The 15,852-nt window shown below is 64.1% G+C and carries 15 protein-coding genes; 11 read left to right on the top strand and 4 right to left on the bottom strand.

Annotation, left to right across the window (positions count from 1 at the left end):
* Positions 1–182 precede the first annotated feature (182 nt).
* Positions 183–803 carry a TetR/AcrR family transcriptional regulator gene (locus tag JFU57_RS16445; RefSeq protein ID WP_201130064.1) on the top strand — a complete coding sequence of 207 codons (621 nt, stop codon included), beginning with the start codon at positions 183–185 and terminating at the stop codon, positions 801–803.
* A gap of 133 nt (positions 804–936) precedes the next feature.
* On the opposite strand, the gene JFU57_RS16440 is transcribed toward JFU57_RS16445, so the two are convergent.
* A complete protein-coding gene (locus JFU57_RS16440) occupies positions 937–1,377 on the bottom strand; it encodes a GlcG/HbpS family heme-binding protein (protein WP_078471019.1) in 441 nt (146 codons plus the stop codon).
* Between the two features lie 265 nt (positions 1,378–1,642).
* Here JFU57_RS16440 and gcl point away from each other — a divergent pair, with 265 nt between their 5' ends.
* The 8 genes from gcl (at position 1,643) to JFU57_RS16400 (ending at position 10,976) form a co-directional block, all read left to right on the top strand.
* Entirely contained in the window at positions 1,643–3,418 is a 1,776-nt protein-coding gene (gcl, locus tag JFU57_RS16435) for a glyoxylate carboligase (protein WP_078471018.1), read from the top strand.
* 100 nt (positions 3,419–3,518) lie between these two features.
* Positions 3,519–4,301 (top strand): hydroxypyruvate isomerase, encoded by a 783-nt coding sequence (gene hyi, locus JFU57_RS16430; RefSeq protein WP_078471017.1) that lies wholly within the window; start codon positions 3,519–3,521, stop codon positions 4,299–4,301.
* A 54-nt stretch (positions 4,302–4,355) separates the two neighbouring features.
* Complete coding sequence (locus tag JFU57_RS16425) at positions 4,356–5,249, top strand: 2-hydroxy-3-oxopropionate reductase (protein ID WP_078471016.1); 894 nt, start codon at positions 4,356–4,358, stop codon at positions 5,247–5,249.
* Between the two features lie 121 nt (positions 5,250–5,370).
* Positions 5,371–6,651 carry a glycerate kinase type-2 family protein gene (locus JFU57_RS16420; protein ID WP_201130062.1) on the top strand — a complete coding sequence of 427 codons (1,281 nt, stop codon included), beginning with the start codon at positions 5,371–5,373 and terminating at the stop codon, positions 6,649–6,651.
* Positions 6,641–8,056, top strand: a complete 1,416-nt coding sequence (gene pyk, locus JFU57_RS16415) for a pyruvate kinase (protein ID WP_201130060.1) — start codon at positions 6,641–6,643, stop codon at positions 8,054–8,056. The genes JFU57_RS16420 and pyk overlap by 11 nt, the downstream gene beginning before the upstream one ends.
* A 58-nt stretch (positions 8,057–8,114) precedes the next feature.
* Positions 8,115–9,038, top strand: a complete 924-nt coding sequence (locus JFU57_RS16410; protein WP_201132132.1) for an urea transporter — start codon at positions 8,115–8,117, stop codon at positions 9,036–9,038.
* 21 nt (positions 9,039–9,059) lie between these two features.
* A complete protein-coding gene (locus JFU57_RS16405) occupies positions 9,060–9,884 on the top strand; it encodes an ion transporter (RefSeq protein WP_078471013.1) in 825 nt (274 codons plus the stop codon).
* Between the two features lie 90 nt (positions 9,885–9,974).
* Positions 9,975–10,976 (top strand): sulfate ABC transporter substrate-binding protein, encoded by a 1,002-nt coding sequence (locus JFU57_RS16400; RefSeq protein WP_020299248.1) that lies wholly within the window; start codon positions 9,975–9,977, stop codon positions 10,974–10,976.
* 68 nt (positions 10,977–11,044) lie between these two features.
* Here the strand turns inward: JFU57_RS16400 and JFU57_RS16395 are convergent, their stop codons facing one another.
* Together JFU57_RS16395 and JFU57_RS16390 are read right to left on the bottom strand one after the other, a co-directional pair.
* A complete protein-coding gene (locus JFU57_RS16395) occupies positions 11,045–11,494 on the bottom strand; it encodes a RidA family protein (RefSeq protein WP_201130058.1) in 450 nt (149 codons plus the stop codon).
* Between the two features lie 120 nt (positions 11,495–11,614).
* Positions 11,615–12,244: a hypothetical protein gene (locus JFU57_RS16390; protein ID WP_201130057.1), complete on the bottom strand. Its 630-nt coding sequence runs from the start codon at positions 12,242–12,244 to the stop codon at positions 11,615–11,617.
* 258 nt (positions 12,245–12,502) lie between these two features.
* On the opposite strand from JFU57_RS16390, the gene JFU57_RS16385 reads away from it, so the two are divergent.
* Both JFU57_RS16385 and JFU57_RS16380 read left to right on the top strand, forming a co-directional pair.
* Positions 12,503–13,711 (top strand): MFS transporter, encoded by a 1,209-nt coding sequence (locus JFU57_RS16385; protein ID WP_201130055.1) that lies wholly within the window; start codon positions 12,503–12,505, stop codon positions 13,709–13,711.
* Between the two features lie 52 nt (positions 13,712–13,763).
* Positions 13,764–14,648, top strand: a complete 885-nt coding sequence (locus JFU57_RS16380; RefSeq protein ID WP_078471008.1) for a LysR family transcriptional regulator — start codon at positions 13,764–13,766, stop codon at positions 14,646–14,648.
* A gap of 6 nt (positions 14,649–14,654) precedes the next feature.
* Here JFU57_RS16380 and JFU57_RS16375 read toward each other — a convergent pair whose 3' ends face one another.
* Entirely contained in the window at positions 14,655–15,785 is a 1,131-nt protein-coding gene (locus JFU57_RS16375; protein WP_201130053.1) for a hypothetical protein, read from the bottom strand.
* Positions 15,786–15,852: the final 67 nt, after the last annotated feature.

Below are 15,852 nucleotides of genomic sequence, written 5' to 3'. Positions count from 1 at the left end.
CTGCTGTGAACTGTAGCAGCCGCCTACCGGGGCACCGGGCAATCATATTTTTCGTTCAGCGGGGCGACAGGCAAATCCGCCGAACGTCCGCCAGGGCAGGCCGAAGCTGGCATTCTTGAGCCCCGCGCAAAGCCGGTGCTACCATGCGCAACCGCCGCCCCAGGCAAGGAATCACCGGATTTATGAGCACCATCCGCGAGCGCAATAAAGAATTGATCCTGCGTGCTGCCAGCGAAGAATTTGCCGACAAGGGCTTCGCCGCGACCAAAACCAGCGATATCGCGGCCAAGGCCGGGTTGCCCAAACCCAACGTCTACTACTACTTCAAGTCCAAGGAAAACCTCTACCGCGAGGTGCTGGAAAGCATCATCGAGCCGATTCTCCAGGCCTCGACCCCGTTCAATGCCGAGGGGGTGCCCAGCGAAGTGCTCAGCGGTTATATCCGCTCCAAGATCCGCATCTCCCGCGACCTGCCGTTCGCTTCCAAAGTCTTCGCCAGCGAGATCATGCACGGCGCGCCGCACCTGAGCGCCGAGCAAACCGAACAACTCAACGCCCAGGCGCGGCACAACATCGACTGCATCCAGACCTGGATCGACCGTGGCCAGATCGCCGCCATCGACCCCAACCACCTGATGTTCAGCATCTGGGCCGCGACCCAGACCTACGCCGACTTCGACTGGCAGATCTCGGTCGTCACCGGCAAGCCCAAGCTCGACGAGTCCGATTACGAAGCCGCCGCGCAAACCATCATCCGCCTGGTGCTCAAAGGCTGCGAACCCGACCAGCCAGCGTCGAGCTGATACCTCAACCGCTGTAGCCGCTGCCGCCAGGCTGCGCTGACCCTGCGGAACAACATCCTTCTGTCTGACACGCCTCGGCGCCCTATCGGGCCAGCGCAGCCTCGCGGGCTCGGCAGCGGCTACCGGTTCGGCGTCAGGCGCTTACGCCGGCGTCCGCGGTCAGGTCCAGGGCTTCGATGGCGTTGATGGCGCACTGCTCGTCGATGTCCGACGTGTCACCGCTGATACCGATGGCCCCCAGCACCCTGCCCTCCCGATCACGGATCAGCACTCCGCCCGGTGCCGGCACCACGCTGCCCTGCCCCAGGCTGTTCAGCGCGGCGATAAAAGCCGGGCGCTGTTGCGCGTCCAGCGCCAGCAGACGCGAGCCCTTGCCCAGGGCGACCGCACCCCAGGCCTTGCCAATGGCGATCTGCGGGCGCAGCAGGCTGGCCCCATCCTCCCGTTGCAACGTCACCAGGTGCCCACCGGCATCCAGCACCGCGATGGTCAGCGGCGCGGCGCTGATCGCGCGCCCCGCTGCGATGGCCTGGCTGGCCAGGTTAACTGCGACTTTCAAGGTTAAAGCGCTCATGGGTGCCGTCCTTATTTTGTTATGGGAAAGCGGTCGGGCCATTCGTTGTACGAAGCCGAATGGGATAAATAGAACACAATGACAATCTATTTTGTATACAATAATTATCGAAAAGCGCTGCCCGCGACAAAAAACCGCTGGTTTAAAGGCTTCCGACGAAAGCCACAGCCGCTTGAGAAAATGGATTGACCTGCGCCGTCCGCCGTGAATACACTTTGCGCAAAGCCACTTGTATACAATTACAAAACGTAAGAGGCACAAAACCATGAGCAAAATGAGAGCAATCGAAGCCGCCGTTCTGGTGATGCGCCGTGAAGGGGTCGACACCGCTTTTGGCATCCCCGGGGCCGCCATCAACCCGCTGTACTCCGCCCTGCAGAAGGTCGGCGGCATCGATCACGTGCTCGCTCGCCACGTCGAGGGCGCCTCGCACATGGCCGAGGGCTACACCCGCACCAAGGCCGGCAACATCGGCGTGTGCATCGGCACCTCCGGCCCCGCCGGCACCGACATGGTCACCGGCCTCTACAGCGCCTCGGCCGACTCGATCCCGATCCTGTGCATCACCGGCCAGGCGCCACGGGCCCGCATGCACAAGGAAGACTTCCAGGCCGTCGACATCACCAGCATCGTCAAGCCGGTGACCAAGTGGGCGACCACCGTGCTGGAGCCGGGCCAAGTGCCCTACGCCTTCCAGAAAGCCTTCTATGAAATGCGCTCCGGCCGCCCAGGCCCGGTGCTGATCGACCTGCCGTTCGACGTGCAGATGGCCGAGATCGAATTCGACATCGATGCTTACCAGCCCCTGCCCCTGGCCAAGCCCACCGCGACCCGGATCCAGGTGGAAAAAGCCCTGGCCCTGCTGGACCAGGCCGAGCGCCCATTGCTGGTAGCCGGGGGCGGCATCATCAATGCCGATGCCAGCGAGCTGCTGGTGGAATTCGCCGAGCTGACCGGGATTCCGGTGATCCCGACCCTGATGGGCTGGGGCACCATTCCTGACGATCACCCGCTGATGGTGGGCATGGTCGGCCTGCAGACATCGCACCGCTATGGCAACGCCACCCTGCTCAAGTCGGACGTGGTGCTGGGCATCGGCAACCGCTGGGCCAACCGCCACACCGGCTCGGTTGAGGTGTACACCGAAGGTCGCAAGTTCATCCATGTCGACATCGAGCCGACCCAGATCGGCCGGGTGTTCAACCCGGACCTGGGGATTGTCTCCGACGCCGGCTTCGCCCTGACCGTGTTCCTCGAAGTGGCCCGTGAATGGCACGCCGCCGGCAAACTCAAGGACCGCAGTGCGTGGCTCCAGGACTGCCAGCAGCGCAAGGCCAGCCTGCAGCGCAAGACCCACTTCGACAACGTGCCGGTCAAGCCGCAGCGGGTGTACGAAGAGATGAACCAGGTGTTCGGCAAGGACACCTGCTACGTCAGCACCATCGGTCTGTCGCAGATCGCCGGGGCGCAGTTCCTCCACGTCTACAAGCCACGGCACTGGATCAACTGCGGCCAGGCCGGCCCGCTGGGCTGGACCATCCCCGCCGCACTCGGGGTGGTCAAGGCCGACCCGAGCCGCAAGGTGGTGGCGCTGTCCGGCGACTATGACTTCCAGTTCATGATCGAAGAGCTGGCGGTGGGCGCGCAGTTCAAGCTGCCCTACATCCACGTGGTGGTGAACAACTCCTACCTGGGGCTGATTCGCCAGGCGCAGCGCGGTTTCGAGATGGACTACTGCGTGCAGCTGTCCTTCGACAACCTCAATGCACCGGAGCTCAACGGTTATGGCGTCGACCACGTCGCCGTCGCCGAAGGCCTGGGTTGCAAGGCCCTGCGCGTATTCGAGCCGGGCCAGATCCAGCCGGCCCTGCGCAAGGCCCAGGCGTTGATCGAAGAGTTCAAGGTGCCGGTGATCGTCGAGATCATTCTCGAACGCGTGACCAATATTTCCATGGGCACCGAGATCAACGCGGTCAACGAGTTCGAAGACCTGGCCCTGGTGGGCAACGACGCGCCCACCGCCATTTCCATGCTCGACTGACCCGCCCTGTAGCGGCTGCCGAAGGCTGCGATCAACCGCAAAAGCGGGCGCACCTTCAGGCAGCCACTGCCGGAACGCTTCATTTTTACCGGAGATCACCATGCCGCGTTTTGCCGCCAACCTGTCCATGCTGTTCACCGAACAGGATTTCCTTGCCCGCTTCAAGGCCGCCGCCGAGGCGGGATTCAGCGGGGTCGAATACCTGTTCCCCTACGAGTTCAGCTCCGCCGAAATCAAGGCCCAGCTGGATGCCAACCGCCTGACCCAAGTGCTGTTCAACCTGCCGGCCGGTGACTGGGCCAAGGGTGAGCGGGGCATCGCCTGCCTGCCGGATCGGGTCGAGGAGTTCCGCGGCGGGGTCGACCTGGCCATCGCCTACGCCCAGGTCCTGGGCAACACCCAGATCAACTGCCTGGCCGGTATTCGGCCACAAGGCATCGATGACGCCACCCTGGAAAAAACCCTGGTCGCCAACCTCAGGTACGCCGCCGACAAGCTGCAGGCGGTGGGCATCAAACTGGTGATGGAAGCCATCAACACCCGTGACATCCCGGGCTTCTACCTGAACAACACGCGCCAGGCCCTGGCCATTCGCGAGCAGGTCGGCAGCGCCAACCTGTTCCTGCAATACGACATCTACCACATGCAAATCATGGAGGGTGACCTGGCCCGAACCATGGAAAACCACCTGCCGGCCATCAACCATATCCAGCTCGCCGACAACCCCGGGCGCAATGAGCCGGGCACCGGCGAAATCAACTACCGCTTCCTGTTCGAACACCTGGAGCGCATCGGTTATCAGGGCTGGGTCGGCTGCGAATACAAACCGCTGACCACCACCCAGGCCGGTCTCGGCTGGCTCAAGAGCCACAACGCGATCTGACCCGGCAGCCCTACCCCGGCCCTTATCGAGCGGCCCCCACAAGAGGATTTCTTCATGGCTAAAATCGGATTTATCGGCACCGGCATCATGGGCCACCCAATGGCCTCGAACCTGCAAAAGGCCGGTCACAGCCTGTTCCTGTCCGAGCATCACGGCCAGGCACCGGCCGACCTGATCGCCGCGGGCGCGGTCGCCTTGGCGAACCCCAGGGAAGTGGCCCAGGAAGCCGAGTTCATCATCATCATGGTCCCCGACACCCCGCAGGTCGAAGACGTGCTGCTGCGTGCCGACGGGATCGCCGCCGGTGTCGGCAAAGGCAAGATCGTGATCGACATGAGCTCGATCTCGCCTACCGCGACCAAGGCCTTCGCCGCCCAGATCAACGAGAAAGGCGCGCAGTACCTGGATGCACCGGTGTCCGGTGGTGAAGTCGGAGCCAAGGCCGGGACCCTGAGCATCATGGTCGGCGGTGACAGCCAGGCCTTCGAACGCGCCCTGCCGCTGTTCCAGAGCATGGGCAAGAACATCACCCTGGTCGGTGGCAACGGCGACGGCCAGACCGCCAAGGTGGCCAACCAGATCATCGTCGCCCTGAACATCCAGGCGGTGGCCGAGGCCCTGCTGTTCGCGGCGAAAAACGGCGCCGACCCGGCCAAGGTGCGTGAAGCGCTGATGGGTGGCTTCGCTTCGTCGAAGATCCTCGAGGTCCATGGCGAGCGGATGATCAAGGGCACCTTCGACCCGGGTTTCCGTATCAACCTGCACCAGAAGGACCTCAACCTGGCCCTGGCCGGCGCGCGCGAGCTGGGCATCAACCTGCCGAACACGGCCAACGCCCAGCAGGTGTTCAGCACGTGCGCCGCCATCGGTGGCAGCAACTGGGACCACTCGGCGCTGATCAAGGGCCTGGAGCACATGGCCAACTTCTCGATTCGCGACCCGCAATAAGCCTCGGCTGTAGCCGCGAGCGCAGGCCGCCGGAGGGTGCATCAGTTCCCCCCGGCACCGCCTGCGTCCGCGCCAGCAGGCAGTTTCAAGCCCCCCATAACAAGAACACCGGGAGCCCGCCATGTCGGTCGATCCGCAACAATTCCTGCGCGAGCTGTTCGCCACAGCCATCGACGCCGCCCATCCGCAACACGTGCTCGAAGCCCACTTGCCCCGCGATCGCAGCGGCCGGGTGATCGTTATTGGCGCCGGCAAGGCCGCAGCCGCCATGGCCCAGGTGGTTGAACGCTGCTGGCAGGGCGAAGTGTCCGGGCTGGTGGTGACCCGCTATGGCCATGGCGCGCCGTGCCAGAAAATCGAAGTGGTCGAAGCCGCCCACCCGGTCCCCGACGCCGCCGGCCTGGCCGTGGCCAAGCGGGTCCTGGAGCTGGTCAGCAACCTGTCGGAACAGGACCGGGTGATCTTCCTCCTGTCAGGCGGTGGCTCAGCCTTGCTGGCCCTGCCCGCTGCCGGCATCAGCCTGGCCGACAAGCAGTCGATCAACAAGGCGCTGCTCAAGTCGGGCGCCACCATCGGCGAGATGAATTGCGTGCGCAAGCACCTGTCGGCGATCAAGGGCGGACGCCTGGCCAAGGCCTGCTGGCCGGCCAGCGTGTACACCTACGCGATCTCCGACGTACCCGGGGACCTGGCCACGGTCATCGCCTCCGGCCCGACGGTGGCCGACCCCAGCACCTCGGCCGAAGCCCTGGCCATCCTCAAGCGCTACGCCATCGACGTGCCCGCTGCCGTGCGCAACTGGCTGCAAAGCGCCGAATCGGAAACCGTCAAACCCGGTGATCCGGCCCTGGCCCGCAGCCACTTCCAATTGATCGCCCGGCCCCAGCAGTCCCTCGAGGCCGCCGCAGTCAAGGCGCGCCAGGCCGGGTTCAGCCCGCTGATCCTGGGTGACCTGGAAGGCGAATCCCGCGAGGTGGCCAAGGTCCACGCCGGCATCGCCCGCCAGGTCCTGCTGCATGGCCAGCCGCTGGCGGCGCCCTGCGTGATTCTGTCGGGTGGCGAAACCACGGTCACCGTGCGCGGCACCGGCCGCGGCGGGCGCAACGCCGAGTTCCTGCTGAGCCTGACCGACAGCCTCAAGGGCCTGCCCGGGATCTATGCCCTGGCCGGCGACACCGACGGCATCGACGGCTCGGAGGACAACGCCGGGGCCATCATGACCCCCGACAGCTACAGCCGCGCCGCCGCCCTGGGCCTGAGCGCCAGCGACGAGCTGGATAACAACAACGGTTACGGCTACTTCGCCGCGCTGGACGCGTTGATCGTCACCGAGCCGACCCGCACCAACGTCAATGACTTCCGCGCCATCCTGATTCTTGAGAACCCGACACATGACGCCTGATAAAAAGGTCAAAATCCTCGCCACCCTGGGCCCCGCCACCGACGGCATCGAGGACATCCGTGAACTGGTCAAGGCCGGGGTCAATATCTTTCGCCTCAACTTCAGCCACGGCGATCACGCCGACCACGCCCAGCGCTTTCAATGGATCCGCGAGGTCGAGCGCCAGCTGAACTACCCCCTGGGCATCCTCATGGACCTGCAAGGGCCGAAGCTGCGGGTTGGCAAGTTCGCCGCGGGCAAGGTGCAACTGGTGCGCGGCCAGGCCCTGCGCCTGGACCTGGACCCAACCCCGGGCGACCAGCGCCGGATCAACCTGCCGCACCCGGAAATCATCGCCGCCCTGGAGCCGGGCATGGACCTGCTGCTGGACGACGGCAAGCTGCGCCTGCGGGTGACCGGCAAACACGCCGACGCCATCGACACCACGGTGCTCAACGGCGGCGAGCTGTCGGACCGCAAGGGCGTCAACGTGCCCCAGGCCGTGCTCGACCTGAGCCCGCTGACGGCCAAGGACCGCCGCGACCTCAGCTTCGGCCTGGAGCTGGGGGTGGATTGGGTGGCGCTGTCCTTTGTCCAGCGCCCCGAGGATATCCATGAAGCGCGGGTCCTGATCGGCAACAAAGCCTTCCTGATGGCCAAGATCGAGAAGCCCTCGGCCGTCACCCAATTGCGGGAAATCGCCGAGTTGAGCGACGCGATCATGGTCGCCAGAGGTGATCTGGGGGTGGAAGTGCCAGCGGAAAGCGTGCCGCAGATCCAGAAAGACATCATCAGCACCTGCCGCCAACTGGGCAAACCGGTGGTGGTGGCGACCCAGATGCTCGAATCCATGCGCTTCTCGCCGGCCCCCACCCGAGCCGAGGTCACGGACGTGGCCAATGCGGTGGCCGAAGGGGCGGACGCGGTGATGCTGTCGGCGGAAACCGCCTCCGGCGAATACCCGTTGGAAGCCGTGCAGATGATGAGCAAGATCATCCGCCAGGTCGAAAGCGGCCCCGACTACCAGGCTCAGCTCGACGTCAGTCGGCCCCAGGCCGAAGCCACCCAGTCGGACGCCATCAGCTGCGCGATCCGCCGTATCAGCAGCATCCTGCCAGTGGCGGTGCTGGTGAACTACAGCGAGTCCGGCAGCTCCAGCCTGCGCGCCGCCCGCGAGCGGCCTCGGGTGCCGATCCTCAACCTCACGCCGAACCTGGCCACCGCGCGCCGCCTGAGCGTGGCCTGGGGCGTGCATTCGGTGGTCAACGACCGCCTGCGCCAGGTCGATGAGATCTGCTCCACGGCCCTGGAGATCGCCCAGGCCCAAGGCTTGGCCAAACGCGGCGACACCTTGCTGATCACCGCCGGCGTGCCATTCGGCCAGCCGGGTTCGACCAACTCGCTGCGGATCGAAACCCTGATCTGACCCTCGGCCCCAATCGCCATGGCCGGCGACGGCCATGGCCCGCCCTGACGAATCGTTCATGCCTTCAGAGTCGTTCAACTCCTATTGCCCCGACTGGGCCAGCGCCGTGCTCAATGGCTTCAGTCAGGTCTTTCTCCAGCGCCACCCGCTGTGTGGCCTGCTGTGCCTGCTGGCCATCCTGATCGGTGCTCCGGCCCTGCTCGGCGGCGCCCTGCTCGGTGGCGTCGCCGGCCTGCTTACGGCACAACGACGCGGCTACCCCAAGGCCGATCGCCAGGCCGGGCTGTTCAGCTACAACGGGGTGCTGCTCGGCTTGCTGCTGAGCCTTTATTTCCCCTGGTCGGCGCTGCTGCCGCCGTTGATTGTCGCCTGCGGCGGGATCAGCGCGATCCTGACCCAGCAGTGGCTCAAGCGCTCACGGGACCACCATTGCCTGCCGGCCTACACCGCGCCTTTTGTCGGTTTGAGCTGGTTGCTGCTGAGCGTTGCCGAGCCCATGTTGCCGGCCAACCCGCCCCTGGCCGAACCCGGCCTGCTCGAGCTGCTGGGGGCGACCGCCAAGGGCCTGGGGCAAGTGCTGTTCCTTGAACAGCCACTGGCCGGTGCCTTGATTGCCCTCGGGCTGTTCCTGGCCAACCGGCGCGCTGCGGCCTGGGCCGTGTTCGGTTCGGCGGCCGGCCTGGGGTTCAGCCTGTTGCATCATGAAAACCCCAGCGCCCTGCTTGGCCTGGGCGGCTACAACGCCGTGCTGGTGGCCATCGCCCTCAGCCAGCAACCTCGCGCCCTGTGCTGGCTGCCAGTGCCCGGTGTCGCCCTGGCCCTGCTACTGACGCCGGGCTTTGCCGCCCTGGGCCTGGCGCCCCTGACCGCGCCCTTTATCCTCGCTGCCTGGCTGGTACGCGCCACGGTCCGGGTCATGCGCCAGGCGGCCCGAGACAGTGCGCCTTGCACTGCAAGGGGCAATCCACCTAGGCTGCGCTGATATTTGTTTCAGGCGATCTACATGGACAGCAGCAACCACTGGCGTGACCGTCTCTACGTCATGATTTTCCAGACCGACACCGTGGCCGGTCGACGCTTCGACAGCACCTTGCTGCTGATCATCCTCGCCAGCCTGGTGATCGTGATCCTCGACAGCATCGACCAGGTGCACCGCGACTACGCCAACGTGCTGGCCTACATCGAATGGGGCTTTACCCTGATTTTCGCGATCGAGTACGGCCTGCGCCTGTACTGCTCGCCCAAGCCGTTGCGCTATGCCTTCAGTTTCTATGGCCTGGTGGACCTGCTGGCCATTGTCCCGGGGATCCTCGCGCTGTATTACAGCGATGCCCAGTACCTGCTGATCATCCGTGTGATCCGCATGCTGCGGATCTTCCGTGTGCTCAAGCTGAGCCCCTACCTCAAGCAGGCCAACTACCTGATGTCGGCCCTGCGGGGCAGCAAGCAGAAGATCATTGTGTTCCTGCTCAGCGTGTCGACCCTGGTCACGGTGTTCGGCACCTTGATGTATGTGGTCGAAGGCCCGGAGCACGGCTTTACCAGCATTCCCAAGGGCATCTATTGGGCTATCGTCACCCTGACCACGGTGGGCTTCGGCGATATCGTGCCGAAAACCCCATTGGGCCAGGTGATTTCATCGCTGGTGATGATCACCGGTTACTCGATCATCGCCGTCCCCACCGGGATCTTTACCGCTGAACTGGCCAGTGCCATGCGCGGCGAACAACTCAAGCATGACTGCCCGGTGTGCAAGAAGAGCAACCATGAACCCAGCGCTGCATTCTGCTCGCGCTGCGGGAATGCGCTGTTCAAGAAAATGGAATAAGCAAAGTGCTTTTTAATCTTTAAACCGCTATGACGCCCCGGCTATAGTCGGCGGCAAAATGCCTTCACTCTCGAATAAAAGGAATGTGCAGTGAAAAAACTTTTGAGCGCCTCTCTTCTGGCTGCCGGCCTGGCACTAGGCAGCGCGGCCCAGGCCGCACCGACCCTGCTGAACGTGTCCTACGACGTGATGCGCGACTTCTATAAAGACTACAACGCAGCCTTCCAGAAGCATTGGCAAGCCGAGCACAAGGAGAACATCACCCTGCAGATGTCTTTCGGCGGTTCGAGCAAACAGGCGCGTTCGGTCATCGACGGCCTGCCGGCCGACGTCATTACCATGAACATGGCCACTGATATCAATGCCCTGGTGGACAACGGCAAGCTGGTCCCGGACAACTGGGTGACCCGCCTGCCGAACAACAGCGCGCCGTTCACCTCGGCCACCGTGTTTATCGTGCGCAAAGGCAACCCGAAAGCCCTGAAAGACTGGCCGGACCTGCTCAAGGATGGCGTCCAGGTGATTGTGCCCAACCCGAAAACCTCGGGTAACGGCCGCTACACCTACCTCTCGGCCTGGGGTTACGTGCTCAAGAATGGCGGTGACGAAAGCAAGGCCAAGGACTTTGTCGGCAAACTGTTCCGCCAGGCTCCGGTATTGGATACCGGTGGCCGCGCCGCTACCACGACCTTCATGACCAACCAGATCGGCGACGTGCTGGTGACCTTTGAAAACGAAGCCGAGATGATCGCCCGCGAGTTCGGCCGCGATCAGTTCGAAGTGATCTACCCAAGCGTTTCCGCCGAAGCCGAGCCACCGGTGTCGGTGGTCGACAAAGTGGTCGACAAGAAAGGCACCCGCGCCGCGGCCGAGGAATACCTGAAGTACCTGTGGTCGCCGGAAGGCCAGGAAATCGCCGCCAACAACTACCTGCGCCCACGGGACCCGAAAGTCCTGGCCAAGTACACCGACCGCTTCCCGAAAGTCGACTTCCTCTCGGTGGAGAAAACCTTCGGTGACTGGCGCACCGTGCAGAAGACCCACTTCAATGACGGCGGGATCTTCGACCAGATCTACGGCGACGCCAAGTAAGGGTTACCGCTGAAAAAAAGCGACCGTGATGGTCGCTTTTTTTATGCCTGCGGTTTGAGGCGCAACGGCTAGAGCCCCACCACCGGGCTCAGCAACGCGGCCTCCTGGGCCGGCTGCCGTTCGGCGAGCATGGCTTCGGCCTCGACCTCGATCAGCCACTCGGGCAACGACAAGCCTCTGACGATGATCCACGACGATGCCGGCGGGTCATTGGGGAAACGTTGCAGCAGAACCTGGCTGATCTGCTCCTGCTGGTCACGGGCCGCTTCGGCAATGTAGATGCGCAGCATCACCACATCCCCCAGCGCGCCACCGGCGTGGGCCAGCACCCGTTCGATATTGTCGAAGGCCTGCTCGGTCTGCTCCCGCAGGCCGGGGCCGACAGTGGATTCGTGCTCGTCGACGCCAACCTGGCCCGACAGCAGCAGGCGCCGGCCGCCGCGAACCTCGACAGCCTGGCTGAAACCGTATTGCAGAGAATTGAAGATGTTTGGCGGATTGAACGTGGACTTTTGCATGGGGCCTCCCGACGCGATGAGCGACCGAAAACCCTAAACCAAGCCCGCCCGGAGTTCCACCGAAACGCCGCCACAGCAACACTTGGCAACGCAACAGCCGCCGTGCAGTGAGGGCGCGCCTCACATCGGCGGGGTGACCCCGTCCTTGCCGGCCGAGATCGATTGCGCGGTCAATTTGCCATCGGCGCCCTGGGTCACGAACATCACCACCTTGACCCCGGCCTTGAGCAGGCTGCGATCAGCTGGCGCCAGATTGACGATGGGCACATCGTCCGGCACCAGGATCTTCTGCTGGCCGCCCTTGTAGTTGACGGTCAGGGTGCGACCGTTGCTCACCACCAGGTCGCCGACACTGCCATTGGTCATGCTGCTGCCCTTGACCAGGTCAAATGGCCGATGGCCTTCGCCCGTGCCGACCATCTGAGGGGGAAATACATGCACTTCCAGGGCCTTGAGGGTGCCATCGGCCATGGGCACCGCCGCCGAGCCGATGTAGCTGCCGGGCTTGATGTCTTCGATATTGGCCAGGCTCACTGCCCGCACCTGGGTCTGGGGCGTCAGCTCGATGCTGGCCACCTCACCATTGTTGGCATGCACCCGCAGCACATCGCCGCTGATGCCGGTGATTTCACCCCGTACCGCGATGCGCATCCCCGGCGCATCCTGGGCCTGGGCCGGGCCGAACAGCATCAGGCTGGCCAAAACGATGCTCGCGACAGCGTCGAACAATCGGCGCAAAGACAGTTTCATGGGGCAGGCTTCCCGTGCTGAAAGGCTGATGATCAATCGGAGCAATGCTCACGACTTCCTGGCCAACTATAAGCCGGCTATCGAAGCAGTTGTAAGTAAATGTATCATCGGCCCGGGGAGCCCTTCTCAGTGCTTCGTTCAAGCCGCTTCGCCCCCCTATTCCCCACAGGAATAAATGCTATCACCCGAACCTCTCTACCGCGTCACGGGCCAGCCTCCTAACCTCGCCCACATCCTTTCGCCGCCAAGAGAACCGCGATGACTACAACTTCCCAAGCGCTGCACGCCACCAGCGCGACAATGACCCGGGGCATGGTGCTGCTGTTTGCCTTCTGCTGCGGCGCGATCGTCGCCAACATCTATTACGCCCAGCCGATCATCGAGCTGATCGCCCCGGACGTCGGCCTGTCCAGCACCCTGGCCAGCCTGATCGTGTCCCTGACCCAGATCGGCTATGCCCTGGGCCTGTTTTTCCTGGTGCCCCTGGGCGATCTCCTGGAAAACCGGCGCCTGATGATCGTCACCACCCTGGTGGCCATTGTCAGCCTGCTGGTGGCGGCCTTCACCACCGCCCCCAATGCCTTCCTGCTGGTATCGCTGCTGATCGGCTTCAGCTCGGTGTCGGTGCAGATCCTGATCCCCCTGGCAGCACACCTGGCCCCGGCCGAATCTCGCGGGCGGGTGGTCGGCGGGATCATGGGCGGCTTGTTGCTGGGGATACTGCTGGCACGGCCGGTGGCCAGCGTGGTGGCCGATCACTTCGGCTGGCGCGCCATGTTCATTGCCGCTGCGGTATTGATGGTCGCCATCAGCGCGGTGCTGGCCCTGACCATGCCCAAGCGCCAGCCCGAGCACAGTGCCAGCTACGGCCAGTTGCTGCGCTCCCTGGGCACCTTGCTGCGCCGCCAGCCGGTACTGCGCCAACGGGCGTTCTACCAGGGTTGCCTGTTCGCCACCTTCAGCCTGTTCTGGACCGCCGCACCGCTGGAGCTGGCGCGCAATCACGGCCTATCCCAGACCCAGATCGCACTCTTTGCCCTGGTTGGCGCCATCGGCGCCATCGCCGCCCCCATCAGCGGGCGCCTGGCGGATGCCGGCCACACCCGCGTCGCCTCGCTGCTGGCCATGCTGTTCGCGGCCTTGAGTTTTCTTCCGGGCCTGGTGCATCCGGCCTACAGCGTCATCGGTCTCGCGGTGACCGGCGTGGTCTTGGATTTCTGCGTGCAGATGAACATGGTCCTCGGCCAGCGGGCGGTGTATGCCCTGGATGCCCAGAGCCGCAGCCGCTTGAATGCGCTGTACATGACCAGCATCTTTATCGGCGGCGCCTTTGGCTCATCCATCGCCAGTGCGGTGTACGAACACGGCGGCTGGCTGGGGGTGATCCTGGTCGGCAGCCTGTTCCCGCTGCTGGCGCTGCTGCGCTTTTTGCTGGTGTCCGAAAAGCCGCTGCCGGCCAGCGCCTGAAACCCACCTGCGCGGGCTGGCCCGCGCCCTGCCCCCGACTGGAGCAACGCCGATGGACCGCCTGGCTGCCATGGAAACCTTCATCAATGTGGTGGAAACCGGTTCGTTTTCCGCCGCCGCCCGGCGCCTCAACATCGGCCAGCCGGCCGTCTCGAAAAGCATCGCGCAACTGGAGACACACCTGGCCGTGCGACTGTTGCTGCGTTCGACCCGCGGCCTCACGCCCACCGAGGCCGGCCTGGCGTTTTTCGAGCGTGCCCGGCGCACCCTGGAAGAGGCCGATGAGGCCGAGCGTGCGGCACGGGGCTCGGCGGCCGGCCTGCGCGGCACCTTGCGCATCGCTGCGGCGGTGACCTTCGCCCGCATGCACATCGTGCCGAACCTGGGCCCCTTCCTTGAGCAGCACCCGGAACTGTCGATCGACGTGGTACTGGACGACCACAACAGCAACCTGGTGGAGGCCGGGATCGATGTCGCCCTGCGCATGGGCAGCCTGGAAGATTCGGCGCTGACCGCACGCCAGATCAGCCAGTGCCGACGCGTGGTGGTGGCGACGCCTGAGTACCTGGCACGGCATGGCACGCCGACCGCCCCCGAGCAGTTGCCCCGATTGCCGGCCATCATCTACAGCCTGGGCGGTGGCGCCCACTGGACCTTCACCCAGCACGGTCAACAACAGGCGGTGGTACTGGCAGGCAGGATGCGGGTCAACGCCGCCGAAGGGCTGCGCGAGGCAGTGCTGGCCCACCAGGGGCTGACCGTGGCCTCGTACTGGATGTTCGCCCCGGAGCTGGCCCGAGGTCAGGTCCAGGAGCTGCTCGGCGACTGGCAGCTGCCGCCCCAGCAACTGTGGGCGGTATTTCCTACCGGGCGCCTGGCCAGCGCCAAGGCCCGGGCCTTTGTCACGTATGTCGAGGCGTTGATGACCAGCCGTTGAGCGGCCTCAGATGTGCTCGCGCACCAGCACTTCAGTGTTCGTCGCCTCGCCCCACTGCCGTAGCCGACGGATCAGCTCAGGGTCGGTTTCGCCCACCAGGTACAACAGCTCCATCGACTGGCCGGCGGCCCACTGCACAAAACCCGACGTCTCGAACTCCTCGACGCTCGCCAACTGAAACTCACTCTCAAACCTCCCGGGCAGCACCGGTTCGTTGCTGCCACGCTGGCTGCTCTGAGCAATGAAATCACAGGCCATATGGACCACGCCCCATTCGGCCTTGCGCCAGCTGCCCAGGGCCTGGGCAAAGCGTTTGTGCGCAACATCGCTGAAGCCCAGGCTGTCGACCACCACCCGCTGGTTGATGATCAGCCAAAACTTGCGTTGCTTCGGCGCTTTCAAATAGAGCTCGCCGGAGACCTTGGACGCGCGCAGCGCCAGAGCGATTACCACCAGCAACGGCGCGAAATAGCGAAAAAGCTCTTCAAACTCGGTTTCCCTGATCAAGTTCTGGTACTTGACCACCTCTGTACGCCGCAGCTCTCGCTCCTTGAGCGTCTCCTGCAACCCCGCCAGCCAGCGCTGTATCGGCTCGGCCGAGTACTCGGCGCCCAGCGCCGGCAGCTCCTGCAACAGATTGACCAGCGCCACGTCGGACAGCGGCCGGGCCACGTCGGCATACCGCTGGCACAGGCTTGCTACCTGCAGCGCATCGGCCGCTTCGTAGCGGCTGGCGGCCGTGGCGCATTGCGCCGGGTCGAGCATGTCGTTGATTTCGGCGCGCAGGCTTTTATCGATGCCGGCCTTGGAGGCCTGGGCCATCTCGTAAGGCGACTGAAACCACATTTCGCGCACGCTCTGGGTCTGTCCGATCAACGCCAACGAGGCGAAAAACAGCCAGACATAGTCGATACGCTTCCACCACGTCTCATCCCGAGGCCGGTAGGCGATAAACAGCCAGCAGAACAGGTAATAGATAAAACCGTAGAGCGCCACCAGGAAGAACGGCGTCAGCAACAGATAGATCAGCCCCGGAATGTCGGTGTTGTGACAGTAATACAGCACCACGAAACACAGGCAGACATACAAGCAGAACTGCAGCCGGGCCAAATACAGCTTGTTGGGTTTTATCTTCATCAGGTGCTCAGGCAACGATACTCAGGGACATGGCGCTGTATCGGCCGTGAGCCAGAGGGCTTGAACA

The sequence above is a fragment of the Pseudomonas sp. TH07 genome, from assembly GCF_016651285.1.
In the GTDB taxonomy this organism is placed as follows: domain Bacteria; phylum Pseudomonadota; class Gammaproteobacteria; order Pseudomonadales; family Pseudomonadaceae; genus Aquipseudomonas.
The sequence above is the reverse complement of the archived record's forward strand: the minus strand, read 5'-3'. Positions and strand labels throughout refer to the sequence as shown.

Bases quoted from the DNA above. Each gene is read 5' to 3' on its own strand.
- JFU57_RS16445 (WP_201130064.1), top strand. From the start codon at position 183: ATGAGCACCATCCGCGAGCGCAATAAAGAATTGATCCTGCGTGCTGCC.
- JFU57_RS16440 (WP_078471019.1), bottom strand. From the start codon at position 1,377: ATGAGCGCTTTAACCTTGAAAGTCGCAGTTAACCTGGCCAGCCAGGCC.
- gcl (WP_078471018.1), top strand. From the start codon at position 1,643: ATGAGCAAAATGAGAGCAATCGAAGCCGCCGTTCTGGTGATGCGCCGT.
- hyi (WP_078471017.1), top strand. From the start codon at position 3,519: ATGCCGCGTTTTGCCGCCAACCTGTCCATGCTGTTCACCGAACAGGAT.
- JFU57_RS16425 (WP_078471016.1), top strand. From the start codon at position 4,356: ATGGCTAAAATCGGATTTATCGGCACCGGCATCATGGGCCACCCAATG.
- JFU57_RS16420 (WP_201130062.1), top strand. From the start codon at position 5,371: ATGTCGGTCGATCCGCAACAATTCCTGCGCGAGCTGTTCGCCACAGCC.
- pyk (WP_201130060.1), top strand. From the start codon at position 6,641: ATGACGCCTGATAAAAAGGTCAAAATCCTCGCCACCCTGGGCCCCGCC.
- JFU57_RS16410 (WP_201132132.1), top strand. From the start codon at position 8,115: ATGCCTTCAGAGTCGTTCAACTCCTATTGCCCCGACTGGGCCAGCGCC.
- JFU57_RS16405 (WP_078471013.1), top strand. From the start codon at position 9,060: ATGGACAGCAGCAACCACTGGCGTGACCGTCTCTACGTCATGATTTTC.
- JFU57_RS16395 (WP_201130058.1), bottom strand. From the start codon at position 11,494: ATGCAAAAGTCCACGTTCAATCCGCCAAACATCTTCAATTCTCTGCAA.
- JFU57_RS16390 (WP_201130057.1), bottom strand. From the start codon at position 12,244: ATGAAACTGTCTTTGCGCCGATTGTTCGACGCTGTCGCGAGCATCGTT.
- JFU57_RS16385 (WP_201130055.1), top strand. From the start codon at position 12,503: ATGACTACAACTTCCCAAGCGCTGCACGCCACCAGCGCGACAATGACC.
- JFU57_RS16380 (WP_078471008.1), top strand. From the start codon at position 13,764: ATGGACCGCCTGGCTGCCATGGAAACCTTCATCAATGTGGTGGAAACC.
- JFU57_RS16375 (WP_201130053.1), bottom strand. From the start codon at position 15,785: ATGAAGATAAAACCCAACAAGCTGTATTTGGCCCGGCTGCAGTTCTGC.